The 25,303-nt window shown below is 64.6% G+C and carries 20 protein-coding genes and 1 pseudogene; 18 read left to right on the forward strand and 3 right to left on the reverse strand.

Features of this window, described 5'->3' with window-relative positions; translation table 11 throughout:
- Window positions 1-70 precede the first annotated feature (70 nt).
- From zapE to BCCGELA001_RS01980, 11 genes are all read left to right on the forward strand, one after another.
- Entirely contained in the window at window positions 71-1,255 is a 1,185-nt protein-coding gene (gene zapE / locus BCCGELA001_RS01930) for a cell division protein ZapE (protein ID WP_008538950.1), read from the forward strand.
- A gap of 240 nt (window positions 1,256-1,495) precedes the next feature.
- A complete protein-coding gene (mdh, locus tag BCCGELA001_RS01935; RefSeq protein WP_025032846.1) occupies window positions 1,496-2,464 on the forward strand; it encodes a malate dehydrogenase in 969 nt (322 codons plus the stop codon).
- Window positions 2,465-2,672: 208 nt separating this feature from the next.
- Window positions 2,673-3,869 (forward strand): ADP-forming succinate--CoA ligase subunit beta, encoded by a 1,197-nt coding sequence (gene sucC, locus BCCGELA001_RS01940; RefSeq protein WP_008538940.1) that lies wholly within the window; start codon window positions 2,673-2,675, stop codon window positions 3,867-3,869.
- Between the two features lie 4 nt (window positions 3,870-3,873).
- The gene (locus tag BCCGELA001_RS01945; RefSeq protein ID WP_008538937.1) at window positions 3,874-4,353 is read left to right on the forward strand and encodes a DUF1579 family protein; all 480 of its coding nucleotides are present in this window, start codon (window positions 3,874-3,876) and stop codon (window positions 4,351-4,353) included.
- A gap of 33 nt (window positions 4,354-4,386) precedes the next feature.
- The gene (gene sucD / locus BCCGELA001_RS01950; protein ID WP_008538936.1) at window positions 4,387-5,271 is read left to right on the forward strand and encodes a succinate--CoA ligase subunit alpha; all 885 of its coding nucleotides are present in this window, start codon (window positions 4,387-4,389) and stop codon (window positions 5,269-5,271) included.
- Between the two features lie 137 nt (window positions 5,272-5,408).
- Entirely contained in the window at window positions 5,409-8,366 is a 2,958-nt protein-coding gene (locus tag BCCGELA001_RS01955) for a 2-oxoglutarate dehydrogenase E1 component (protein WP_060734494.1), read from the forward strand.
- Between the two features lie 178 nt (window positions 8,367-8,544).
- Window positions 8,545-9,786 carry a 2-oxoglutarate dehydrogenase complex dihydrolipoyllysine-residue succinyltransferase gene (gene odhB / locus BCCGELA001_RS01960; protein ID WP_060734495.1) on the forward strand — a complete coding sequence of 414 codons (1,242 nt, stop codon included), beginning with the start codon at window positions 8,545-8,547 and terminating at the stop codon, window positions 9,784-9,786.
- An 11-nt stretch (window positions 9,787-9,797) separates the two neighbouring features.
- On the forward strand, window positions 9,798-10,031 hold the full coding sequence (locus BCCGELA001_RS01965; protein WP_008538925.1) for a hypothetical protein: 234 nt from the start codon (window positions 9,798-9,800) through the stop codon (window positions 10,029-10,031).
- Between the two features lie 25 nt (window positions 10,032-10,056).
- Window positions 10,057-10,806, forward strand: a complete 750-nt coding sequence (locus BCCGELA001_RS01970; RefSeq protein ID WP_060734496.1) for an SDR family oxidoreductase — start codon at window positions 10,057-10,059, stop codon at window positions 10,804-10,806.
- Between the two features lie 57 nt (window positions 10,807-10,863).
- On the forward strand, window positions 10,864-12,264 hold the full coding sequence (gene lpdA / locus BCCGELA001_RS01975; RefSeq protein ID WP_060734497.1) for a dihydrolipoyl dehydrogenase: 1,401 nt from the start codon (window positions 10,864-10,866) through the stop codon (window positions 12,262-12,264).
- 34 nt (window positions 12,265-12,298) lie between these two features.
- Window positions 12,299-12,829 (forward strand): hypothetical protein, encoded by a 531-nt coding sequence (locus BCCGELA001_RS01980; RefSeq protein WP_008538915.1) that lies wholly within the window; start codon window positions 12,299-12,301, stop codon window positions 12,827-12,829.
- A gap of 178 nt (window positions 12,830-13,007) precedes the next feature.
- On the opposite strand, the gene BCCGELA001_RS01985 is transcribed toward BCCGELA001_RS01980, so the two are convergent.
- Both BCCGELA001_RS01985 and BCCGELA001_RS01990 read right to left on the reverse strand, forming a co-directional pair.
- On the reverse strand, window positions 13,008-13,598 hold the full coding sequence (locus BCCGELA001_RS01985) for a DUF4337 domain-containing protein (RefSeq protein WP_008566449.1): 591 nt from the start codon (window positions 13,596-13,598) through the stop codon (window positions 13,008-13,010).
- Between the two features lie 101 nt (window positions 13,599-13,699).
- Window positions 13,700-14,665, reverse strand: a complete 966-nt coding sequence (locus BCCGELA001_RS01990; RefSeq protein WP_060734498.1) for a tyrosine recombinase XerC — start codon at window positions 14,663-14,665, stop codon at window positions 13,700-13,702.
- 123 nt (window positions 14,666-14,788) lie between these two features.
- On the opposite strand from BCCGELA001_RS01990, the gene BCCGELA001_RS01995 reads away from it, so the two are divergent.
- Complete coding sequence (locus BCCGELA001_RS01995) at window positions 14,789-16,999, forward strand: primosomal protein N' (RefSeq protein WP_008538902.1); 2,211 nt, start codon at window positions 14,789-14,791, stop codon at window positions 16,997-16,999.
- A 239-nt stretch (window positions 17,000-17,238) separates the two neighbouring features.
- Here BCCGELA001_RS01995 and BCCGELA001_RS02000 read toward each other — a convergent pair whose 3' ends face one another.
- Window positions 17,239-17,739 (reverse strand): septal ring lytic transglycosylase RlpA family protein, encoded by a 501-nt coding sequence (locus BCCGELA001_RS02000; RefSeq protein WP_060734499.1) that lies wholly within the window; start codon window positions 17,737-17,739, stop codon window positions 17,239-17,241.
- 633 nt (window positions 17,740-18,372) lie between these two features.
- Between BCCGELA001_RS02000 and BCCGELA001_RS02005 the strand changes: the two genes are divergently transcribed.
- From BCCGELA001_RS02005 to BCCGELA001_RS02030, 6 genes and pseudogenes are all read left to right on the forward strand, one after another.
- Window positions 18,373-18,933: a F0F1 ATP synthase subunit delta gene (locus BCCGELA001_RS02005; protein ID WP_008538894.1), complete on the forward strand. Its 561-nt coding sequence runs from the start codon at window positions 18,373-18,375 to the stop codon at window positions 18,931-18,933.
- Window positions 18,933-20,462, forward strand: coding sequence for a F0F1 ATP synthase subunit alpha (gene atpA, locus BCCGELA001_RS02010; RefSeq protein WP_060734500.1), 1,530 nt, complete (start codon window positions 18,933-18,935; stop codon window positions 20,460-20,462). Before BCCGELA001_RS02005 ends, atpA begins: the two co-directional genes overlap by 1 nt.
- Before the next feature lie 143 nt (window positions 20,463-20,605).
- A complete protein-coding gene (locus BCCGELA001_RS02015) occupies window positions 20,606-21,478 on the forward strand; it encodes a F0F1 ATP synthase subunit gamma (RefSeq protein ID WP_008538882.1) in 873 nt (290 codons plus the stop codon).
- 83 nt (window positions 21,479-21,561) lie between these two features.
- On the forward strand, window positions 21,562-22,995 hold the full coding sequence (gene atpD / locus BCCGELA001_RS02020; protein ID WP_060734501.1) for a F0F1 ATP synthase subunit beta: 1,434 nt from the start codon (window positions 21,562-21,564) through the stop codon (window positions 22,993-22,995).
- Window positions 22,996-23,091: 96 nt separating this feature from the next.
- On the forward strand, window positions 23,092-23,499 hold the full coding sequence (locus tag BCCGELA001_RS02025) for a F0F1 ATP synthase subunit epsilon (protein ID WP_008538868.1): 408 nt from the start codon (window positions 23,092-23,094) through the stop codon (window positions 23,497-23,499).
- Between the two features lie 145 nt (window positions 23,500-23,644).
- Window positions 23,645-25,290: pseudogene (locus tag BCCGELA001_RS02030) on the forward strand (adenylate/guanylate cyclase domain-containing protein).
- Window positions 25,291-25,303 lie beyond the last annotated feature (13 nt).

The following is a 25,303-nucleotide window of genomic DNA, read 5'->3' on the forward strand; positions in this document are numbered from 1 at the left end:
GAAACAGGCGCATGAGCCGTTGCGCCAATACGCAGTTGCATTTTTCACCGGTCTCTGGCGGTAAAGGGCCATGCTCTCGACCCCCAGTTCCCCTTTCAGCGAAGCCTATCAGGCTCAGATCGCCTCCGGCGCGATCGAGCCCGATGCTGCGCAGGCCGAGGTCGCCGAGGCCTATGCGGCGCTCGACCAGCGGCTCGCTGACTACAAGCCGCAGCGCAAGCAGGGCCTGCTCAGCCGCCTGTTCGGCAGCGACAAGGACGAGGCGCCGCGCGGGCTCTACATCCACGGCGAGGTCGGCCGCGGCAAGACCATGCTGATGGACCTGTTCTTCCAGCACGCCTCGGTCGAGCACAAGCGCCGCGCGCATTTCCACGAGTTCATGGCCGAGGCGCATGAGCGCATCTACGACTATCGCCAGAGCATCGCGCGCGGCGAGATCGCCGATGGCGACGTCATCGCGCTGACCGCGACTGCGATCTTCGAGGAGAGCTGGCTGCTCTGCTTCGACGAATTCCACGTCACCGACATCGCGGACGCGATGATCCTGGGCCGCCTGTTCGCGAAATTGTTCGAGCTCGGCACCGTCGTGGTCGCGACCTCCAACGTCGCGCCCGAGGATCTCTACAAGGGCGGTCTGAACCGCTCGCTGTTCCTGCCCTTCATCAGGCAGATCACCGATCACATGGACGTCGCGCGGCTCGATGCGCGCACCGACTTCCGCCTGGAGAAGCTTCAGGGCGTGCCGATGTGGCTGACGCCGGCGGACAGCGACGCCGATGCGGCGCTCGACCGCGCCTGGTCGAAAATGTCGGGCAGCGCCAAATGCAATTCGCGCGATATTTCGATCAAGGGCCGCATCCTGCACGTGCCGTGCTCGGCCCATGGCATCGCGCGATTCTCCTTCACCGATCTCTGCGAGAAGCCGCTCGGGGCATCCGACTACCTCAGGCTCGCGCAGGATTATCACACCATCCTGGTCGACCATATTCCAGTGATGGATTCCTCCCAGCGCAACGCCGCCAAGCGCTTCATCACGCTGATCGACACGCTCTATGACAATGCGGTGAAGCTGATGGCCTCGGCCGACGCCAACCCGATCTCGCTCTACCTAGGCCATGAGGGCAATGAGGCCATGGAGTTCAAGCGGACGGCGTCGCGTCTGATCGAAATGAGCTCGGAATCCTATCTGGCGCTGCCTCACGGCCGCAAGGATTCCACCGCCAGCGGCTCCACCAAGGGCCTGGTCGAGACTTAAGTCCTATTTGCCAGCGCTGTCATTTCCGGGGCGCGCGCAGCGCGAGCCTGGAATCCATACTCCCGATGGGGGTTATGGATTCCGGACCTGCGCCTGTCGGCATTCCGGAATGACAGACAAGATATGGCTGCTATCGCGCCAAGCCCGACAATTGGGCATCCACCGACTTGAACGGGGGAGGCGAAAGGGATAACCACCCTCCCAGTTTTCCCTCCTTACGTGTCTAAAGGACAGGTTCACATGGCGCGCGACAAGATTGCTTTGATTGGCTCCGGTCAGATCGGCGGAACGCTGGCTCATCTCATCGGCCTGAAAGAACTGGGCGACGTCGTGATGTTCGACATCGCCGAGGGCGTGCCGCAGGGCAAGGCGCTCGACATCGCGCAGTCCTCGCCGGTCGACGGTTTTGACGCGCACTACACCGGCGCGAACTCCTATGAGGCGCTCGACAACGCCAAGGTCTGCATCGTCACCGCCGGCGTTCCGCGCAAGCCCGGCATGAGCCGCGACGACCTTCTCTCCATCAACCTCAAGGTCATGGAGCAGGTCGGTGCCGGCATCAAGAAGTATGCGCCGGACGCCTTCGTCATCTGCATCACCAACCCGCTCGACGCGATGGTCTGGGCGCTGCAGAAGGCCTCGGGTCTGCCGCACAAGAAGGTCGTCGGCATGGCCGGCGTGCTGGATTCGGCGCGCTTCCGCTACTTCCTGGCCGACGAGTTCAACGTCTCGGTCGAGGACGTCACCGCCTTCGTGCTCGGTGGTCACGGCGACACCATGGTGCCGCTGGTGAAATACTCCACCGTCGCCGGCATTCCGCTGCCCGACCTCGTCAAGATGGGCTGGACCTCGCAGGCGCGCCTCGACGAGATCGTCGACCGCACCCGCAACGGCGGCGCCGAGATCGTGAACCTGCTCAAGACCGGCTCGGCGTTCTACGCGCCGGCGGCGTCCGCGATCGCCATGGCCGAGAGCTATCTGAAGGACAAGAAGCGCGTGCTGCCTTGCGCCGCCTATCTCAACGGCGAATACAGCGTGAAGGACATGTATGTCGGCGTGCCCGTCGTGATCGGCGCCAAGGGCGTCGAGCGCGTCGTCGAGATCGAGCTCGCCGGCAAGGACCGCGAGGCCTTCGACAAGTCGGTCGGTGCCGTGCAGGGTCTGGTCGATGCCTGCAAGAAGATCGCACCCGATCTTCTCGGTCGCTAACCGCCAGCAACGCCCCGCCGGAGACCGAAAATCGGTCTTCGGCGGTTTCACTTCCGGCGCCCATTGACCGGGCGGGTCCCGGGTTCGACAGTCCAGAGATCTCGAAATCAAAGAAACCGTGTTGCAGTTCCTGTGGTATATGGTATGCCAGCCACAAGACTGAGGTGGGCCCTTGAGGTCACCGCCCGCGGGTTCAGGGAGCGACCATATGAATATCCATGAATATCAGGCCAAAGCGCTGCTGGGTGAGTTCGGCGTGCCGATCTCCAAGGGTGTGCCGGTCCTCCAGCCCGCCGACGCCGAGGCCGCCGCCAAGGCGCTCCCCGGCCCGATCTATGTGGTGAAGAGCCAGATCCATGCCGGCGGCCGCGGCAAGGGCAAGTTCAAGGAAGCCTCGGCCGGCGACAAGGGCGGCGTCCGCATCGCCAAGTCGGCCGCTGAGGTCACCGAATTCGCCAAGCAGATGCTGGGCGCGACGCTGGTGACCGTGCAGACCGGCCCTGCCGGCAAGCAGGTCAACCGTCTCTACATCGAGGACGGCTCCGACATCGACAAGGAGTTCTACCTCTCGATCCTGGTCGACCGTGAGACGTCCCGCGTCTCCTTCGTCGTCTCGACCGAAGGCGGCGTCAACATCGAGGACGTCGCGCACAACACGCCCGAGAAGATCGTCACGTTCTCGGTGGATCCCGCCACCGGCATCATGGGCCATCACGGCCGCACGGTTGCGAATGCGCTCAAGCTCTCCGGTGATCTCGCCAAGCAGGCGGAAAAGCTCACCGCGCAGCTCTATGCGGCATTCATCGCCAAGGACATGTCGATGCTGGAGATCAACCCGCTGGTCGTGACCAAGCAGGGCCAGCTCCGCGTGCTCGACGCCAAAGTGTCGTTCGACGACAACGCGCTGTTCCGCCATCCCGAGGTGCTCGCGCTGCGCGACGAGACCGAGGAAGACGCCAAGGAAATCGAGGCGTCCAAGTACGACCTCAACTACGTCACGCTCGACGGCAATATCGGCTGCATGGTCAACGGCGCCGGTCTTGCCATGGCGACGATGGACATCATCAAGCTCTACGGCATGGCGCCGGCGAACTTCCTCGACGTCGGCGGCAGCGCCAGCAAGGAAAAGGTCGCGGCCGCCTTCAAGATCATCACCGCCGATCCCAACGTGAAGGGCATCCTGGTCAACATCTTCGGCGGCATCATGAAGTGCGACGTCATCGCCGAAGGCGTCACCGCTGCGGTTCGTGAAGTCGGCCTCAGCGTGCCCCTGGTGGTCCGCCTCGAAGGCACCAATGTCGAGCTCGGCAAGAAGATAATCCGTGAATCCGGCCTCAACGTGGTGCCCGCCGACAATCTCGACGACGCCGCGCAGAAGATCGTGAAGGCCGTCAAGGGAGGCTAAGGCCATGGCCCAGGACCATCTCGCCGCATCATCTCCGCTCCCCGAGCACGCGCGTCTTTCCGCGTTCGCCGGCGAATGGGATGGCGAAGAGGTGGTCTTCCCGTCGCGCTGGACGGCGGGCGGGCCGGCCACATCGCGTACCGTCGCGCGCATGGACCTGAACGGGTTCTATCTGATCCAGGACAGCGTCCAGATGCGCGACGGCAAGCAGGTCTTCGCCACCCACGGCATCTTCACCTTCGACCGCGACGACCGGACCTACAAATTGTTCTGGTACGACTCGCTCGGCTACACGCCGCCCTCGCCCGCCTCCGGCGGCTGGGTCGGCAAGACCCTGACGCTGGTGCGCGGCTCGCTCCGCGGCAATGCGCGCCACGTCTACGAGATCATCGACGACAATTCCTATTCGTTGAAGATCCAGTTCTCGCCGGACGCGGAAGGCTGGGCCGACGTGCTCACCGGCGTCTACCGCCGCATCCACTGACCTCTCACTCGTTAGTTCGCGAAAGCAGATCTCATGTCCATCCTGATCGACAAGAACACCAAGGTCATCTGCCAGGGCTTCACCGGCAAGAACGGCACCTTCCACTCGGAGGCCGCGATTGCCTACGGCACCAAGATGGTCGGCGGCACTTCGCCCGGCAAAGGCGGCGCGACGCATCTGGGCCTGCCGGTGTTCGACACCGTGCGCGAGGCGCGTGAGAAGACCGGCGCCGACGCATCGGTGATCTACGTGCCGCCGCCGGGCGCGGCGGACGCGATCTGCGAAGCCATCGACGCCGAGATCCCGCTGATCGTCTGCATCACCGAGGGCATTCCTGTCGTCGACATGGTGCGCGTCAAGCGCTCGCTGCTCGGCTCCAAGTCGCGCCTGATCGGGCCGAACTGCCCGGGCGTCATGACCGCCGGCGAGTGCAAGATCGGCATCATGCCCGCCAACATCTTCAAGACCGGCTCGGTCGGCATCGTCTCCCGCTCTGGCACGCTCACCTATGAAGCCGTATTCCAGACCTCCCAGGAAGGCCTTGGCCAGACCACCGCGGTGGGCATCGGCGGCGACCCGGTCAAGGGAACCGAATTCATCGACGTCCTCGAAATGCTGCTGGCCGACCCCAAGACCGAATCCATCATCATGATCGGCGAGATCGGCGGTTCCGCCGAGGAGGACGCCGCCCAGTTCCTCAAGGACGAGGCCAAGCGCGGCCGCAAGAAGCCGATGGTCGGCTTCATCGCCGGTGTTACCGCACCTCCCGGCCGCCGCATGGGCCATGCCGGCGCGATCATCTCGGGCGGCAAGGGCGATGCCGGTTCCAAGACCGAGGCGATGAAATCGGCTGGAATCACGGTGTCTCCGTCGCCGGCGCGCCTCGGCCATACGCTTGCCGAAAAGTTGAAGGGCTAATTCACTTCTTCGTGCTTTTCCGGGCGAAGTTTCGCAGCAAATAGGGTAAATGGTGCCAATCGCGTCGGGCCTCTGCCGGGGAGCCCGACGCCAGCGCCGTTTGTTATGCGCGAACCGAAATCGCCAGGAACTCAAGTATGTCTCGCCAAGACGCGAACGCAGCCTTTGCCCTCTCCTCCTTTTTGCAGGGCACCAACGCCACCTACATCGACGAAATCTACGCCCGCTACGAGAAGGACCCGTCCTCGGTCGACGCCGAGTGGCAGGAGTTCTTCAAGAGCCTGAACGACCAGCCCGGTGACGTCCGGAAGAATGCCGAGGGCCCGTCCTGGGAGCGCGACAACTGGCCGCTGACCCGGCAGGATGACCTCACCTCCGCCCTCGACGGCAATTGGGCCGAGGTCGAGAAGGCGGTCGGCGGCAAGATCGCCGCCAAGGCGCAGGCCAAGGGGGCGGGGCTCTCCTCCGCCGATTTGCTGCAGGCGACGCGCGACTCCGTCCGCGCCCTGATGCTGATCCGCTCCTACCGCATGCGCGGCCACTTCCACGCCAAGCTCGATCCGCTCGGCATCGAAGCCCAGCGCAACCGCGAAGAGCTCGATCCGCGCACCTACGGCTTCGTTGAGGCCGATTTCGACCGCAAGATCTTCCTCGACCACGTGCTCGGCCTCGAATACGGCACGCTGCGTGAGATCACCGCGATCTGCGAGCGCACCTACTGCCAGACGCTCGGCGTCGAGTTCATGCATATCAGCAATGCCGCGCAGAAGGCCTGGATCCAAGAGCGCATCGAAGGACCCGATAAGGAGATCTCGTTCACCCGCGAAGGCCGTCGCGCCATCCTGATGAAGCTGGTCGAGGCCGAAGGCTTCGAGAAATTCTGCGACACCAAGTTCACCGGCACCAAGCGCTTCGGCCTCGACGGTGGTGAAGCACTGATCCCGGCGCTGGAGCAGATCATCAAGCGCGGCGGCAATCTCGGCGTGAAGGAAATCGTGCTGGGCATGCCGCATCGTGGCCGCCTCAACGTGCTGACCCAGGTGATGGGCAAGGCGCACCGCGCACTGTTCCACGAGTTCAAGGGCGGCTCGGCCAATCCCGACGCGGTCGAAGGCTCCGGTGACGTCAAGTATCACCTCGGCGCCTCCTCGGACCGCGAGTTCGACGGCAACCGCATCCATCTGTCGCTGACCGCGAACCCCTCGCATCTCGAGATCGTCGATCCCGTGGTGCTCGGCAAGGTCCGCGCCAAGCAGGACCAGCACGGTGATCCCCCGGACATGCGCATCTCCGTGATGCCGCTCTTGATGCACGGCGACGCCGCGTTCGCCGGCCAGGGCGTGGTTGCGGAGTGCTTCGGCCTGTCGGATCTGAAGGGCTACCGCACCGGCGGCTCCGTGCACTTCATCGTCAACAACCAGATCGGCTTCACCACCTATCCGCGCTATTCGCGTTCGTCGCCGTACCCGTCGGACGTCGCGAAGATGATCGACGCGCCGATCTTCCACGTGAATGGCGACGATCCGGAAGCCGTCGTGTTTGCCGCCAAGGTCGCGATCGAGTTCCGGCAGAAGTTCCACAAGCCGGTCGTCATCGACATGTGGTGTTATCGCCGCTACGGCCACAATGAGGGCGACGAGCCGGCGTTCACCCAGCCCGTGATGTACAAGCGGATCGCGGCCCATCCCTCGACCCTCACTCTCTACTCCAAGCGCCTGATCGCCGAAGGCGTGGTCACCGAGGGTGAGGTCGACAAGCTGAAGGCCGACTGGCGCGCGCGGCTCGATGCCGAGTTCGAGGCCGGCACCTCCTACAAGCCGAACAAGGCCGACTGGCTCGACGGCAAGTGGTCCGGCTTCAAGATCGCTGACCAGGAAGAGGACGCGCGCCGCGGCGTCACCGGCGTCGACCTGCCGATCCTGAAGGACATCGGCCGCAAGATCACCAAGGTGCCGGACGGCTTCCGCGTCCACCGCACCATCCAGCGCTTCCTGGAGAACCGCTCGAAGGCGATCGAGAGCGGCAACGGCATCGACTGGGCGACCGGCGAAGCGCTGGCGTTCTGCACGCTGCTCAACGAAAACCACCATGTCCGCCTGTCCGGACAGGATTCGGAGCGCGGCACCTTCTCGCAGCGCCATTCGGTCCTGATCGACCAGGAGGACGAGAGCCGCTACACGCCGTTCAACCATCTCGGTCACGAGCAGGGCCATTACGAGGTCATCAACTCGCTGCTGTCGGAAGAGGCCGTGCTCGGCTTCGAATACGGCTATTCGCTCGCCGAGCCGAACACGCTGACCTTGTGGGAAGCCCAGTTCGGCGACTTCGCCAACGGCGCGCAGGTCGTGTTCGACCAGTTCATCTCCTCGGGCGAGCGCAAATGGCTGCGCATGTCCGGTCTCGTCTGCCTCCTGCCGCACGGCTATGAGGGCCAGGGACCGGAGCACTCCTCGGCGCGCCTCGAGCGTTTCCTGCAGATGTGCGCGGAAGACAACATGCAGGTGGTCTATCCGACCACGCCGGCGAACTACTTCCACGTGCTGCGCCGGCAGCTGCATCGCGAGATCCGCAAGCCGCTGATCGTGATGACGCCGAAGTCGCTGCTGCGTCACAAGCGCGCCGTGTCGCGCCTCGACGAGCTCGCCAAGGACACGACCTTCCACCGCATCCTCTATGATGACGCGCAGATGCTGCCGAACGAGGCGATCAAGCTCGTCCCCGACGAGAAGGTGCGTCGCATCGTGCTGTGCTCCGGTAAGGTCTATTACGACCTCTACGAGGAGCGCGAGAAGCGCGGCATCGACGACATCTATCTGATGCGCGTCGAGCAGCTCTATCCGGTGCCGCTGAAGGCGCTGGTGGCCGAGCTGTCGCGCTTCAAGAAGGCCGAGATGGTGTGGTGCCAGGAAGAGCCCCGCAACATGGGCGCCTGGCACTTCATCGAGCCCTATCTGGAATGGGTGCTGAACCAGGTGAACGGCGCGAGCCGGCGTCCGCGCTATGTCGGCCGCGCCGCTTCCGCCGCGACCGCCACGGGTCTGATGTCCAAGCATCAGGCGCAGTTGAAGGCGTTCCTGGACGAAGCACTGAGCTGAGAAGTTTTTGACGCTGTCATGCCCCGCGAAGGCGGGGCATCCAGTACTCTTCGGCTTTTCGTTTTATCACGAAAGTCACGGAGTACTGGATTGCCCCGCCCCAGTGCGCAAGTGCGCACAAGGCGGGCAATGACGTATGAATTCATGACCGCGACTGCGATCCCTAAGGACAAAGACCATGACTGAAATTCGTGTGCCGACGCTCGGCGAATCCGTCACCGAGGCCACTATCGGCCGCTGGTTCAAGAAGGCCGGCGATCCCGTCGCCGTCGACGAGCCCTTGGTGGAGCTCGAAACCGACAAGGTCACCATCGAAGTCCCCGCGCCCTCCGCGGGCACGCTGAGCGAGATCATCGCCGCCGATGGCGCCACCGTCGCGGTCGGCGCGCTGCTCGGCCAGATCACCGATGGTGCCGGCGCGACCAAGCCCGCTGCGGCTCCCGCCAAGCCAGCCGCTGCTCCGGCACAAGCTGCGGCTGCCGCGCCGGCCCCGGCTGCTGCGAAGGCGCCGCCCGCTGACGCGCCCCTTGCTCCGTCCGTGCGCAAGCTCTCCGCCGAGAGCGGCGTCGATGCCTCGACCGTTCCGGGCTCCGGCAAGGATGGCCGCGTCACCAAGGGCGACATGTTAGCTGCGATCGAGCGCGCGGCCTCGGCGCCGACCCCGGTCAACCAGCCCGCTGCCGCCGTGCAGGTGCGTGCGCCGTCGCCGGCCGATGACGCTGCCCGCGAAGAGCGCGTCAAGATGACCCGCCTGCGCCAGACCATCGCCCGCCGCCTCAAGGACGTGCAGAACACCGCGGCCATGCTCACGACCTTCAACGAGGTCGACATGACCAACGTCATGGCGCTGCGGGCGCATTACAAGGACGCGTTCGAGAAGAAGCACGGCGCCAAGCTGGGCTTCATGGGATTCTTCACCAAAGCCGTCGTGCAGGCGCTGAAGGACATTCCGGCGGTCAACGCCGAGATCGACGGCAGTGATCTGATCTACAAGAACTATTACCACATCGGCGTCGCCGTCGGCACCGACAAGGGTCTCGTCGTGCCTGTCGTCCGCGACTGCGACCACAAGTCGATCTCCGACATCGAGAAGGGCATCGCCGATTTCGGCCGCCGCGCCCGCGACGGCCAGCTCAAGATCGACGAGATGCAGGGCGGCACCTTCACCATCACCAATGGCGGCATCTACGGCTCGCTGATGTCGACTCCGATCCTGAACGCGCCGCAGTCCGGCATCCTCGGCATGCACAAGATCCAGGAGCGGCCGATGGTGATCGGCGGCAAGATCGAGGTCCGCCCGATGATGTATCTGGCGCTGTCCTACGATCACCGCGTCATCGACGGCAAGGAAGCCGTCACCTTCCTGGTTCGCGTCAAGGAGAGCCTGGAAGATCCGGCGCGCCTCGTGCTCGATCTCTGAGGGAGGCGACGATGGGGGAGCCGTCGCTTGCGCATGCGCTCATCTCCGTGGTGCCGTTCCTGCTGACCACCCTTATCTTTTTCTTCTTCGCGATTCCGATCAGTCGAAGAAAAGGTAAGGGGGTCGGCTTTGCCGCTTGGTGCCTGATTCCGTTTCTCACGCCCTTCATTCTGTTCCATCTGGTGAGCCTCACGGACAAGTCCGTGCTGGATCGCTTGGCAGCTCTTGAGGGCAAGACGTCGTAGTGCGCTCGAACTCGTAGGGATTGATGTGACCGATAAAGTCGTTGTCATCACCGGCGGCAGCCGTGGCATTGGCCGCGCGACCGCGATTGCAGCGGCCGCGCGCGGCTACCGTGTCGTGGTCGGCTATGCCAGCAACAAGAAGGCGGCCGACGAGGTCGTCGCGCAGATCGAGGCCAGCAACGGCAAGGCCGTCGCGGTGAAATGCGATGTCGCCGAGGAACGCGACATCATCGACCTGTTCAAGGAAGCCGACAAGTTCGGCACCCTCGGCGCGCTCGTCAACAATGGCGGCATCGTCGGCACCAGCGGCGTCCGCGTCGACGAGATGTCGGCCGAGCGCATCCAGCGCGTGCTGGCGGTCAACGTCACCGGCTCGATCCTTTGCGCGCGCGAAGCGGTGAAGCGGATGTCGACCAAGCATGGCGGCAAGGGTGGCGTCATCGTCAATCTGTCGTCGGTTGCGGCCAAGTTAGGTGCACCCAACACCTATGTCGATTATGCCGCGTCCAAGGGCGCGATCGATTCCTTCACCACCGGCCTCGGCTACGAGCTCGCAAACGAAGGCATTCGCGTCGCGGGCATTCGCCCCGGCCTGATCGACACTGAAATTCACGCTTCGGGCGGCGAGCCCGACCGGCACCACCGTCTGGCTCATATGGTGCCGATGAAGCGCGTTGGTACCGCCGACGAGATCGCCAATGCCATCCTCTGGCTGATGTCGGACGAGGCCTCCTACATCACCGCAGCCACTCTCGATGTGTCCGGCGGACGCTGACGCACCGGCGGACGCTGACACATCCTCATCACGCCTAACCTCACGGGACTTTCTCTCATGGCTACCTACGATCTCGTCGTCATCGGCACCGGACCGGGCGGTTATGTCTGCGCGGTGCGCGCAGCCCAGCTCGGCATGAAAGTCGCCGTGGTCGAAAAGAACGCAACCCTCGGCGGCACTTGCCTCAATGTCGGCTGCATGCCGTCGAAGGCGCTGCTGCACGCCTCCGAGATGTTCGAGGAAGCCGGTCATTCCTTCGCCAAGATGGGCGTGAGCGTGTCCGCGCCGAAGCTCGAACTGCCGGCGATGATGAACTTCAAGCAGCAGGGCATCGACGGCAACGTCAAGGGCGTCGAGTTCCTGATGAAGAAGAACAAGATCGACGTGCTCAAGGGCACCGGCAAGATCCTGGGCGCCGGCAAGGTCGAAGTCTCCGCCGACGGCAAGTCGCAGGTGGTCGAGACCAAGAACATCGTCATCGCTACCGGCTCCGACATCGCGCGCCTCAAGGGCATCGAGATCGACGAGAAGCGTGTCGTGTCGTCGACCGGCGCGCTGTCGCTGGACAAGGTCCCCGGCAAGCTGCTGATCGTCGGCGCCGGCGTGATCGGTCTCGAACTCGGCTCGGTGTGGAAGCGCCTCGGCGCCGAAGTCGTCGTGGTCGAATTCCTCGACCGCATCCTGCCCGGCATGGACGGCGAGATCGCCAAGCAATTCCAGCGCATCCTTGAGAAACAAGGCTTTGCGTTCAAGCTCGGCGCCAAGGTCACCGGCGTCGACACCTCCGGCAAGACGCTGAAGGCGACGGTCGAGCCCGCCGCCGGCGGCACGGCGGAGACATTGGAAGCCGACGTCGTCCTCGTCTGCATCGGCCGCGTGCCCTACACCGACGGGCTCGGGTTGAAGGAAGCCGGCGTTGCGCTCGACGCGCGTGGTCGCGTGCAGATCGATCCGCATTTCGCCACCAGCCTGAAGGGCGTCTATGCCATCGGCGACGTCGTTGCAGGCCCTATGCTTGCGCACAAGGCCGAGGACGAAGGCGTTGCAGTCGCCGAGATCATCGCGGGACAAGCTGGCCACGTGAATTACGATGTCATTCCAGGCGTCGTGTATACCACGCCGGAAGTCTCCTCCGTCGGCAAGACCGAGGAGGAACTCAAGCAGGCGGGTGTGGCTTACACGGTCGGAAAGTTTCCGTTCACCGCCAATGGCCGTTCCAAGGTCAACCAGACCACTGACGGCTTCGTGAAGATTCTCGCGGATGCGAAGACCGATCGCGTGCTCGGCGTGCACATTATCGGCCGCGAAGCCGGCGAAATGATCCACGAAGCTTGCGTTCTCATGGAGTTTGGCGGCAGTGCGGAAGATCTCGCGCGCACCTGCCACGCGCATCCGACCCGCTCGGAAGCCGTCAAGGAAGCCGCGCTTGCGGTGGGCAAGCGGGCCATCCATATGTAACGACGCGCCCAGCACGGAAGCGGACGGGAAACATATGCTGCGCCGCCTTCTTCAACCACTCTGGGTCCTGCTGGCGATCGTCTTCCTGATCGAAGCCTGGCTGTGGGACCATCTCGAGCCGATCGTTGCCAAGGTCGTCGCAGCCATCCCGCTGGCGCGCTTCAAGCAATGGCTGACGGAGCGCGTCGATTCGCTGTCGCCGGCCATGACGCTGCTTGTGTTCGCGGTCCCGGTCATTCCGCTGTTTCCGCTCAAGCTCGTCGGCCTGTGGCTGCTCGCGCACGAATACTGGACCGGTGCGTTCTTTACGATCGTGTTCGGTAAGCTGGTCGGCGTCGGCGTCACCGCCTTCGTGTTCGACGTGACGCGCGCCAAGCTGCTGGAGATGCGTTGGTTCGAGCGGATCTATGATCTGGTGCTGAAGGTGCGCGCCAAGGCTGCCGCGCTGGTCGACCCGATCAAGCGGCGCATCCGGGAGCTGATCGCTGGGGACGGCGAAGGCTGGTCGTCACGCACGCTGCGTCTGATCCAGCGCTTCAGGAAGAGCGTGCACCAGGCGCGGTAGTCCCGCCGCTTGTACACTGTCATCGCCTCATACTCGCTGTCATTGCCCGCGAAGGCGGGCAATCCAGTATTCGAGAGGCAGCGAGGCTGGAACCGAGGTGTCGCGGCGTACTGGATGCCCCGCCTTCGCGGGGCATGACACTGTCTGTGTGGCGGACGCGGGTTTGTCCGCATCACCCTCAATGCAAATGCAACAGATGCGGCCACCACAGGCCGAGCGCGGTCATGATCAGGCCGGCGACCGTCAGCACGCCGCTGACATAGGCGAGCGCCAGCATACCGGTGATGATGGTCGCCGACGCCAGCACGATGCCGATCTGGAAGGCGGCCGAGGCCAGCTCGAAATGATGGTATTTCGCGGTCGCCTCGTCGCGCGCGTGCTCGGCGTGCTTGGCCTTGTCCGCGAGCTGCTCGGTGCCTTCGCCGGTCTCGGGCTCGGAGCGGTAGCGCTGCGCGGTCTTGGTCCAGTCGTCGACCTGCTTCTGCACCGCCGCCTTCATGGCGTCGTCGCTCGTGCCGCCCAACGTCAGCTTGCCCTGCTCGGCCGCGGTCAGCACCACGGTGCGGCGGATGCTCTTGGCCTGGAAGAACGCCCAGAGATTGGCAGCCTCGACGTTCTTGCTGATCGATTCGGTCTGGGCACCTTTGCCGAGCGTCTCCGAGATCGCCAGAAATAGCGCCAGAACGGCAATCAGAAGCGCGATCTTCTTGTTCGAGCCGGACGCGTGTTCGGCGTGCTCGGCATGCTCCATGCTTTCATGTGCGCTCATGATTTCCCTCTTGGTCGGTTCCGCAACGATTGACCGAACCGCGGCTGCCGCGCAAGAGGCACACACGTTGTGACAGCTTCATGTCAGGATTCAGCGGCTATTCAACGCCGCGGATGCGCGCTCGCATACACTTCGAGCAACCGCTCGGAATCGATGCCGGTATAGACCTGCGTGGTCGAGAGCGAGGAATGGCCGAGCAGCTCCTGGATCGCGCGCAAATCGCCGCCGCGCGAGAGCAGATGCGTGGCGAAGGAATGACGAAGCGCGTGCGGCGTGGCGCTGTCGGGGAGGCCGAGGGCACCGCGCAGCCGCTCCATCGCGAGCTGAATGATGCGCGGGCTCAAGGGGCCGCCGCGCGCGCCGACGAAGATGGGCCCATCCGCGGGCAGCGGATACGGACACATCGCAACGTACTCCTGCACCAGCTCCAGCACGTTCTGGAGCACAGGCACCATGCGCGCCTTGTTGCCCTTGCCGGTCACGATCAGCACGTCGCCTTCGCCGGGCCGCGGGACCTCGCGCCGCTTCAGGCCGAGCGCTTCGGAGATGCGCAGGCCCGAGCCATACAGCAGCGCCATCACCGCGGCGTCGCGCGCCAGGATCCAGGTCTCGCGTTCCTCGCCGGCGCGCTCGTCGGCATCGGCAAGGCGTTTGGCTGATGCCATCGGCAACGGCTTCGGCAGCGACTTGGCAACCTTGGGCGCGCGGATCGCGGAGAGCGCGCCGACCTTGCCTTTGCCCTCCCGCTCCAGAAATCGTCCGAATGATCGTAAGCCGGCCAGCGCGCGCATCAGGCTGCGGCCGGCAATGTCGTCGGCCCTGCGCATCGCCATGAAGGCGCGCACGTCGGTCGCCTCCAGCGCCGCGAACCGTGCCAGCGTCACGCGCTCGCCCCAATGGCTGCAAAGGAAATCCAGGCATTGCCGCAGGTCGCGGCCATAGGCCTCCAGCGTCTTCGGCGACAGCCGCCGCTCGGCGCCGAGATGCGACAGCCAGCGCGCCATCTCCTGCGCAATCGAGGGATCGGCGCTGGCGAGCTCGATGTGAGGTGCGGCGGCTTTGCTCATGCGCTCTGGACGGATTGATTCCGCTCAGTATATCGCATCACACCCGTTTACTGTTCGCTAAGGCCGCCCCGGGGCGCTAGCCTTGACACGCCAGGTTCCGATTCTCCCTTCCAAAGACTGTTGATGGACCATTCGTCGCGCAGCACGACCCCTTCCGCCAACGCGACCCGCATGGTCGACGTGCTGGTGCCGATCGCGCTCGACCAGACCTATTCCTACAAGATCCCGCGCGGCATGGAGCTCAAGGCCGGCGATCTCGTCGGCGTGCCGCTCGGCCCCCGCGAGGTGCTGGCCGTGGTCTGGGGCGAGAACGCCAATCCCGATCCGCGCCTGCACAACCGCCTCAAGGAGGTCAGCGAGAAGCTCGACGTCCCGCCGCTCAAGCCCGAGCTGCGTTCGGTGGTGGACTGGGTCGCCAATTACACGCTGAGCCCGCGCGGCATGGTGCTGCGCATGTGCCTGCGCATGGGCGACAATCTCGGGCCCGAGCGGGTCCGTCCTGGCGTGCGCCTGGTCGGCGATCCCCCCAAGCGCCTGACACCGGCGCGCCAGCGCGTGATCGCGGTGCTGTCGGACCGGCTGCTGCACGGCAAGTCCGAGGCCGCCAAGGAGGCCGGCGTCTCCACGGGCGTGATCGACGGCCTCGTCGACGAGGGCACGCTCACGGTCGAGGCGATGCCGCCGCCGGCGCCGCCGCCCGCCCCCGATCCGGAGTTCGGTCGCCCGGATTTTTCGCCGCTGCAACGTGCCGGCGTCGATGCGATGCGCGCGCTCGCGGCCAACGGCACCTTCCACGTCGCGCTGCTCGACGGCGTCACCGGCTCGGGCAAGACCGAGGTCTATTTCGAGGCCGTTGCGGAAACGATCCGCCGCGGCAAGCAATCGCTGATCCTGATGCCGGAGATCGCGCTGACCGGCCAGTTCCTCGACCGTTTCGCGCAACGTTTCGGCGTGCGGCCGATCGAGTGGCATTCGGAGCTGACGCCGCGCACCCGCGCGCGCAACTGGGCGGCGATCTCAACAGGCACCGCGCCCGTCGTCGTCGGCGCGCGCTCGGCGCTGTTTCTCCCTTACGCCAATCTCGGCCTCATCGTGGTCGATGAGGAGCACGATCAGGCCTACAAGCAGGACGAGGGCGTGCATTATCACGCCCGCGACATGGCAGTGGTGCGCGCGCATATCGCCAAGATTCCGATCGTGCTGGCCTCCGCCACGCCCTCGGTCGAATCCGAGGTCAATGCGCGCAAGAACCGCTATCAGCGCATTGCGCTGCCCTCGCGGTTCGGCGGCCAGCACATGCCGCATATCGAGGCGATCGATCTGCGCCGCGAGCCGCCCGCGCGCGGCCGCTTCATCTCGCCGCGGCTTGCGGGCGAGATCAAGACTGCGATCGAGCGGCGCGAGCAGGCGCTATTGTTCCTCAATCGCCGCGGCTATGCGCCGCTGACCCTGTGCCGCGCCTGCGGCCATCGCTTTGCCTGCACCATCTGCGATGCCTGGCTGGTCGATCATCGCTTTCGCCAGCGCCTCGTCTGTCATCATTGCGGCTTCTCGATGCCGCGCCCGCATCTCTGCCCGCACTGCTCGGCGGAGGAATCGCTGGTCGCGGTCGGGCCCGGCGTCGAACGCCTGCAGGAGGAGGCGGCGGCGCTGTTCCCGGAGGCGCGCACCATGGTGCTGTCGAGCGATCTCATCACCTCGGTCGAGACGATGCGAAGCGAGCTTGCCGAAATCGCGGAGGGCCGGGTCGACATCATCATCGGCACGCAGCTGGTCGCCAAGGGCCACAATTTTCCGCGGCTCAATCTGGTCGGCGTGGTCGACGCGGATCTCGGCCTTAGCAACGGCGACCCGCGCGCGGCGGAGCGCACCTGGCAATTGCTCAACCAGGTGATCGGCCGCGCCGGGCGCGAGCAGGGCCGCGGCGTCGGCTATCTCCAGACCCATCAGCCCGACCATCCCGTGATGAAGGCGCTGATCGCCTGCGACCGCGAGGCTTTCTATGACAGCGAGATCGATCTGCGCGAGAAGACGCTCTATCCGCCGTTCGGCCGGCTCGCGAGCCTGATCATCTCCGCCGGCGATCGCCCGACCGCGGAAGGTTTCGGCCGTAAGCTGGTGACGCTGGCGCCGCGCGACGAGCGCGTGGTGGTGCTCGGCCCGGCAGAGGCGCCGCTCGCGGTGATCAAGGGCCGCTACCGCTTTCGCATCCTGGTCAAATCGGCGCGCGGCTTCGATCTGTCCGAGTACTTGCGCAACTGGCTCGCGGCGTGCCCGAAGACCACGGGCAATCTGAAGCTCGAAGTGGACGTCGATCCGCAGAGCTTCTTGTAGGGTTGCGCACACTCTCTCCACGCAATGACGGAGCCAAACAACGCCTGTAGCCCGGATGGAGCGAAGCGCAATCCGGGGCAAGTCGATCCGCGCACGAAGATCCCGAATTACGCTTCGCTCCATCCGGTCTACGAAACGGCCGAACAAAAAAAGCCCGCGGTCCCCCAAGACCGCGGGCTTGCTTCATGCGCGCATCAAACTGATGAAAACTGCGCGAAGGAAGGCGCTGGAAGAGCGCCTTAGATGACTTCCGCGGTGACGCGGCCGACGCCGCGACTGGTGAGGCCGATGGCGCGGGCGGCACCCGTGGAGAGGTCGAGCACACGGCCGCGAATGAACGGGCCGCGGTCATTGATGGTGACGACGACGCTTTGGCCGCCATGGGTGACGCGCAGCTTGGTGCCGAACGGCAGCGAACGGTGCGCGGCGGTCATGGCGTTCTGGTTGAAGCGCTGGCCCGAGGCAGTCTTGCTGCCGGACTCGTTGCCATAGAAGGAGGCGACCCCGGAGAAGCTGCGGCCGGTGCCTGCGGTCGGCGTCATCGACGCATTGGCGTTACGCCAATCGGAGGTCGCGTTGGTGTCGACCTGGGCGTGGTGGCGGTGATGATGGTGGTGACGGTGATGCCTGGATTTGGCGGAAGCCTCGGTGGCAGTTCCACCGATAAGGAGAGTTGCGGCAACGAAAGCAATCGCCGTGCGGGGCCGGGTCACAGAGCCCAGCGTCTTCAAAGACAGCATTTATCAGTCCCTAGCTAGTATTGCCACATGTGTGGCAAGTGGAGCCCCCATCAGTTTGTGAGCGGGACCGCGTTTCGATTCCTAATGAGGCGTGAATTGGGCAGTAAATCTGCTCTGTGTCGCCTTGAAACATCTTGTTACCGGCAGCCGATATTCAGCGTTAAGTTCGAAATCTTCGGCTTTAACGATTTATTAACCTCACGAATACTTTCTATTATTGTAAAGCGAAGTCTTGGCGGCCGCTGTTTAGAATTGAGTAAGTATTCGATGTGTGGAACTCGCAGTGCCGGATTCACGCCTCAGCGATCCGTGTTCATGGCGGCTATGCGCTGGGGGCAGGAACGAAACGCCGCGGTGCTGACCAGGCTCTCGGCAATTCCGTGACGTGGCAGGTCCCCTCGTGTCGTCTCGAACTGCGACGAACTGGCGACAGAACCCGATGCCTTTAATTTGGCGTCATGTTGCACCTGCGCACCCGCTATGTTAGCAAAGCCGCGATTTTAACGAGCCCGGCACCTCCCGTGCTGGCCGGAAATCGAAGTCCCGCTTGAATTCCAAGGGCTTGGATCGCTAGGCGCCGCTTCGTGGCGACGGTTTTTCCCTTGCGAGTTTGACAGCAAAAAGAGCGCGTCTGTGGCTGCAGAAGATACGTCCGTTTCCGGTGTGTCCGGCCGTTATGCAACGGCCTTGTTCGAGCTGGCTCGCGACCAGAAAGTGGTCGACGAGGTCAAAGCCGATCTGGATAAATTCGATGCCTTGCTGAGCGAAAGCGCCGATCTGAAGCGCCTCGTCCGCAGCCCGGTGTTCGCCGCCGACGCCCAGTCCAAGGCGCTGACGGCCGTGCTGGACAAGGCGGGCATCGCCGGCATCTCCGCCAACTTCCTCAAAGTGCTGACCGCCAATCGCCGCTTGTTTGCGGTGGCCGACATCGTCCGCGACTACCGCATCCTCGTCGCCAAGTTCAAAGGCGAGACGACGGCCGACGTCACGGTGGCGGAAGCGCTCTCCGACAAGAATCTCGACGCCCTCAAGGTTGCCCTGAAGTCGGTGACCGGCAAGGACGTCGCGCTGAACGTGAAAGTCGATCCCTCGATCATCGGTGGCCTCGTCGTCAAGCTGGGCAGCCGCATGGTGGATGGTTCGCTTCGCACCAAACTCAATTCGATCAAGCACGCGATGAAAGAGGCAGGCTGATGGACATCCGCGCCGCGGAAATTTCCGCGATCCTCAAGGACCAGATCAAGAATTTCGGCCAGGAAGCTGAAGTCTCCGAAGTCGGACAGGTGCTGTCCGTCGGCGACGGTATCGCCCGCGTCTACGGTCTGGACAACGTCCAGGCCGGTGAAATGGTCGAGTTCGAGAACGGCACCCGCGGCATGGCGCTGAACCTCGAAACCGACAATGTCGGCGTCGTCATTTTCGGTGCCGACCGCGAGATCAAGGAAGGCCAGACCGTCAAGCGCACCCGCGCCATCGTGGACGCGCCGGTCGGCAAGGGCCTGCTCGGCCGCGTCGTCGACGCGCTCGGCAACCCCATCGACGGCAAGGGTCCGATCCAGGCCGAGAAGCGCATGCGCGTCGACGTCAAGGCGCCCGGCATCATTCCGCGCAAGTCGGTGAACGAGCCGATGGCGACCGGCCTCAAGGCGATCGACGCCCTGATCCCGATCGGCCGCGGCCAGCGCGAGCTGATCATCGGCGACCGTCAGACCGGCAAGACCGCGATCGCGCTCGACACCATCCTGAACCAGAAGCCGCTCAACGCGCAGCCGGACGAGAACATCAAGCTGTACTGCGTCTACGTCGCGGTCGGCCAGAAGCGTTCCACCGTCGCCCAGTTCGTGAAGGTGCTGGAAGAGCAGGGCGCGCTCGAATACTCGATCGTCGTCGCCGCCACCGCCTCGGATCCGGCGCCGATGCAGTACATCGCGCCCTTCACCGGCTGCACCATGGGCGAGTACTTCCGCGACAACGGCATGCACGCGGTCATCATCTATGACGATCTGTCCAAGCAGGCCGTCGCCTACCGCCAGATGTCGCTGCTGCTGCGCCGCCCGCCGGGCCGCGAAGCCTATCCGGGCGACGTGTTCTATCTGCACTCCCGCCTGCTCGAGCGCGCGGCGAAGCTGAACAAGGACATGGGCTCGGGCTCGCTGACGGCGCTGCCGGTCATCGAAACCCAGGCCAACGACGTGTCGGCCTACATTCCGACCAACGTCATCTCGATCACCGACGGCCAGATCTTCCTGGAAACCGACCTGTTCTTCCAGGGCATCCGTCCGGCCGTGAACGTCGGTCTGTCGGTGTCGCGCGTCGGTTCGTCGGCGCAGACCAAGGCCACCAAGAAGGTCGCCGGCAAGATCAAGGGCGAGCTCGCGCAGTACCGCGAAATGGCGGCGTTCGCGCAGTTCGGCTCCGACCTCGACGCCTCGACCCAGCGCCTGCTCAACCGCGGCTCGCGTCTGACCGAGCTGCTCAAGCAGCCGCAGTTCTCGCCGCTGAAGATGGAAGAGCAGGTCTGCGTGATCTGGGCCGGCACCAACGGCTATCTCGATCCGCTTCCGCTCAACAAGGTGCGCGCGTTCGAGGACGGCCTGCTCTCGCTGCTGCGCGGCAAGCATGTCGACATCCTCAACTCGATCCGCGACAGCCGCGATCTCTCCGACGATACCGCTGCCAAGCTGAAGTCGGTGGTCGAAGGCTTCGCGAAGGGCTTCTCGTAAGAACGCCGTGATGGCCGGGCTCCGCCCGGCCGTCCACGTGCGCTGCGTGAGACGAAGACGTGGATGCCCGGGACGAGCCCGGGCATGACGACTGAGATAGGCTAACGGCTTGATCCGAGGGATCGAACCGTCGGGGACGAAGAATGGCGTCACTTAAAGACATGCGCGTCCGCATCGCCTCCACCAAGGCGACGCAAAAGATCACCAAGGCCATGCAGATGGTCGCGGCCTCCAAGCTGCGCCGCGCGCAGACCGCCGCGGAAGCGGCGCGTCCCTATGCCGACAAGATGACCGCGGTGATCTCCAACATCGCCAGCGCAGCCGTCGGATCGCCCGGCGCGCCGGTGCTGCTGGCCGGCACCGGCCGGGATCAGGTGCATCTGCTGCTGGTCTGCACCGGCGAGCGCGGCCTGTCCGGCGCCTTCAACTCCTCGATCGTGCGCCTGGCGCGCGAGCGCGCCCTGGCGCTGATGGCGCAGGGCAAGGAAGTGAAGTTCTTCTGCGTCGGCCGCAAGGGCTACGAGCAGCTCCGCCGCCAGTTCGACAAGCAGATCGTCGAGCACATGGACCTGCGCAGCGTCCGCCAGCTCGGCTTCGTCAACGCCGAGGAGATCGCCAAGAAGGTTCTGGCGCGGTTCGACAACGGCGAGTTCGACATCTGCACGCTGTTCTTTGCGCGCTTCAAATCGGTGATCGCGCAGATCCCGACCGCCCAGCAGGTCATCCCGCTGGTCGTCGAAGAGGGCGGTGCCGCCAACACGACGTCTTATGAATACGAGCCGGAAGAGGACGAGATCCTCACGCGTCTTCTGCCGCGCAACCTCGCGGTCCAGATCTTCCGCGCGCTGCTCGAGAACAACGCCTCGTTCTACGGCGCACAGATGAGCGCGATGGACAACGCGACGCGCAACGCCGGTGAAATGATCCGCAAGCAGACGCTGGTCTACAACCGCACCCGTCAGGCGCAGATCACCAAGGAACTGATCGAAATCATCTCGGGTGCCGAGGCCGTCTGACCAAGGCGCTTCAACACCCATCACACGCAACATCCCGGTCAGATTGACCGTGGTCTAGAAGTTCGGATCGAAGGAGACATTCAATGGCAGCCCAGGTCGGTCGCGTCACCCAGGTCATCGGCGCCGTCGTCGACGTGCAGTTCGAAGGCCACCTCCCGGCCATTCTCAATTCGCTCGAGACCAAGAACGGCGGCAACCGCCTGGTGCTCGAAGTCGCCCAGCATCTCGGCGAGTCCACGGTCCGCACCATCGCGATGGACACCACCGAGGGTCTGGTCCGCGGCCAGGAAGTGACCGACACCGGCGCTCCGATCCGCGTGCCCGTCGGTGAAGGCACGCTCGGCCGCATCATCAACGTCATCGGCGAGCCGATCGACGAAGCCGGCCCGGTCAAATCGGACGACCTGCGCGCGATCCACCAGGAAGCGCCGACCTACACCGACCAGTCGACCGAAGCCGAAATTCTCGTCACCGGCATCAAGGTCGTCGACCTCTTGGCTCCCTACGCCAAGGGCGGCAAGATCGGCCTGTTCGGTGGCGCCGGCGTCGGCAAGACCGTGCTGATTCAGGAGCTGATCAACAACGTCGCGAAGGCGCATGGCGGTTACTCCGTGTTCGCCGGCGTCGGCGAGCGGACCCGCGAGGGCAACGACCTCTATCACGAGTTCATCGAGTCCAAGGTCAACGCCGATCCGCACAATCCGGATCCGAGCGTGAAGTCGAAGTGCGCGCTGGTGTTCGGCCAGATGAACGAGCCGCCGGGCGCCCGCGCCCGCGTCGCGCTCACGGGTCTGACCATCGCGGAAGACTTCCGCGACAAGGGCCAGGACGTGCTGTTCTTCGTCGACAACATCTTCCGCTTCACCCAGGCCGGCTCGGAAGTGTCGGCGCTGCTCGGCCGTATTCCTTCGGCGGTGGGTTATCAGCCGACGCTCGCCACCGACATGGGCGCGCTGCAGGAGCGCATCACCACCACGCAGAAGGGCTCGATCACCTCGGTTCAGGCGATCTACGTTCCCGCCGACGACTTGACCGACCCGGCGCCGGCGACCTCGTTCGCGCATCTCGACGCGACCACCACGCTGTCGCGCTCGATCGCCGAAAAGGGCATCTACCCGGCGGTGGACCCGCTCGACTCGACCTCGCGCATGCTCTCCCCGCTGGTCGTCGGTGAGGAGCACTACGCTGTCGCCCGTCAGGTCCAGCAGGTGCTGCAACGCTACAAGGCGCTCCAGGACATCATCGCCATTCTCGGCATGGACGAGCTTTCGGAAGAGGACAAGCTGACCGTGGCCCGCGCCCGCAAGGTCGAGCGCTTCATGTCGCAGCCGTTCCACGTCGCCGAAATCTTCACGGGTTCGCCGGGCAAGTTCGTCGACCTCGCCGACACCATCAAGGGCTTCAAGGGCCTCGTGGAAGGCAAGTACGACCACCTGCCGGAAGCCGCCTTCTACATGGTCGGCACCATCGAAGAAGCCGTCGAGAAGGGCAAGAAGCTGGCTGCCGAGGCAGCCTAAGCTGGCGAATAGCGAATAGGGAGTGGCGAATAGAATCTATTCGCCATTCGCTACTCGCCACTCGCCCGTTCGCTACTCACCATTCGCAGGTTCTCAATGGCCACCTTCCATTTCGATCTCGTCTCTCCGGAAAAGCTCGCCTTCTCGGGTGAGGTCGATCAGGTCGACATCCCCGGCGTCGAAGGCGATTTCGGCGTCCTGGCAGGGCATGCGCCGTTCGTGGCTGCGATCCGGCCCGGCATTCTCACCATCACCACCGGCGGCCGCCACGAGAAGATCATCGTGCTCGGCGGTCTCGCCGAGGTCTCCGAAAGCGGCCTGACCGTGCTCGCCGACGTCGCGACGTCGTTGGCCGAGCTCGATCGTGCGCAGTTCGCCGAGACGATCGCGGAAATGGAAGAGAATCTGAAGGAGCACGAAGGCTCCGAACTCGATCAGGCCATCGAGCGGCTCGACCACTTCAAGAGCATCCAGCATCAGCTCAACGCGACGGCTATGCACTAAGCCCCGGGGCATCGCTCCGGGGCTCAAGCTCGACCCTTCCGAATGAATTCAGCGCTCGTCACGAAAGTGACGGGCGCTGAACTTTGTTGCACCGCGCTTGCGATGGCGGCATTCTGCCTCGCGGATTGTTCCGGGGCGGGCGCAGATGAAACGCAAGATCGCAGCGATTTTCGCAGCCGATATTGCCGGCTATTCGAGACTGGTCGCGGAAGACGAGGAGGAGACGCTGCGGCGTCTGGCCTCCTATCGCGAGGTCGTCGACGATTTCATCGCCAAGGCCGGCGGACGCATCTTCAACACGGCGGGTGATGCCGTGCTCGCGGAATTTCCGAGCGCGGTCGATGCGGTGCGTTGCGCGATCGACATCCAGGAAAGCCTGCGAACCCGCAACCTGGCCTATCCGCCGAGCCGGCAGATGTCGTTTCGCATCGGCATCACCATCGGCGACGTCGTCGAGCGCAACGGCGATCTCCTCGGCGACGGCGTCAACATCGCGGCGCGGCTGGAAGGGCTCGCCGAGGTCGGCGGCATCTGCGTCTCGCGCGCCGTGCACGAGCAGGTCGCCAACAAGCTCTCGGTGCAGTTCGCCGATATCGGCGCGCAGGAGGTCAAGAACATCCCGACCCCCGTGCACGCCTACATGGTGGCGATGCGGCGCGAGGACGGCAGCTATGCCAAGCCGCAGCCGAAGAGGGCCGACGCAAAGCTCGCCGCTGCGTCGGTGTGGATGTGGCCGCTGGTGGTTGCCGTGGTGTCGATCGTCGCGATCGGCGTCAGCGGCTTTCTCTACAACACCAAGCTGAAGCAGACCGCGACCGTTGTGGCGACACCGGCCGCAACACCGAGCGTGCCTCCGAGCCCGATGCCGACGCAAATGGCGAAGGCGCCGATGACGCCGATGGCTCCCGCGAATGCCGGCGCTGCGATGGCGCCGATGCCGGCACCGTCACAATCCGTCGCGCCGATGGCCGGCAAATTCTCGGCAGACAGCGTGCCCTTCATCAACGAGCGCGTGCGCAACTTCCTCGCCGATGATTATGCCACCTCCGGCGACTACAAGGCTTTCGCCCTCAATGTCGGCGGCTTCACCGGCTCGGCGCTGAACCAGCCGAGCGAGGACGCCGCGCGCCGCATGGCGGTCGAGCAATGCCAGAAGCGGGCCGATGCCGCCCAATCGCCGCGGCGCTGCGAGCTCTACGCAGTCGGCAACACCGTCGTCTACGCGCACGGCAAGCCGCCGATGCCGCCGCAGCCTTTCGTGCGACGCGATGCCATGACCGAGCGGCCGTTCGTGTCGAAGGACTTTCCGATGGTGCGCGATCCCCAGAAGGTCAGGCTCGAGAACATCTTCGTGCCGGCGGCGAAATCGCGCTCGGTCGCGCTTGGGCCGGGCGGCCAGTATTTCATGGTGATGGGCGCCGCATCTGCGGACGACGCGGCTCGCCGCTCTCTGGATCCTGCGGCGCCATCGCCGGCGTCGCTTGCCTTGTCGTCGCGGTCGACGACAATTTCGTCGTGCCGATCCCGACCCTGTTCAGGATCACCGGCTTCTTCAATGCCGCCGCCAACGCCTCGATCGTCGCGGATGCGCGCGCCGAGGTCATGCGCAAGCTTGGTGACGCCATGGGCTGGAATGCCGTCGCGGTCGGCACCGCAGGCCGGCCGGGCCTCGGCCTGAAGGCCGCCGACGAGCAGACCGCTGTCAGCACCGCGCTCGCTGACTGCGCCAAGCGCGACAGCGATTGCCATGTCATCGCAATCGGCCCGTTCACGGTGGGCCCGATCAACTAAGGTGCTGCCGTGC

The organism is Bradyrhizobium sp. CCGE-LA001 (assembly GCF_000296215.2).
Classification (GTDB): Bacteria; Pseudomonadota; Alphaproteobacteria; order Rhizobiales; family Xanthobacteraceae; genus Bradyrhizobium.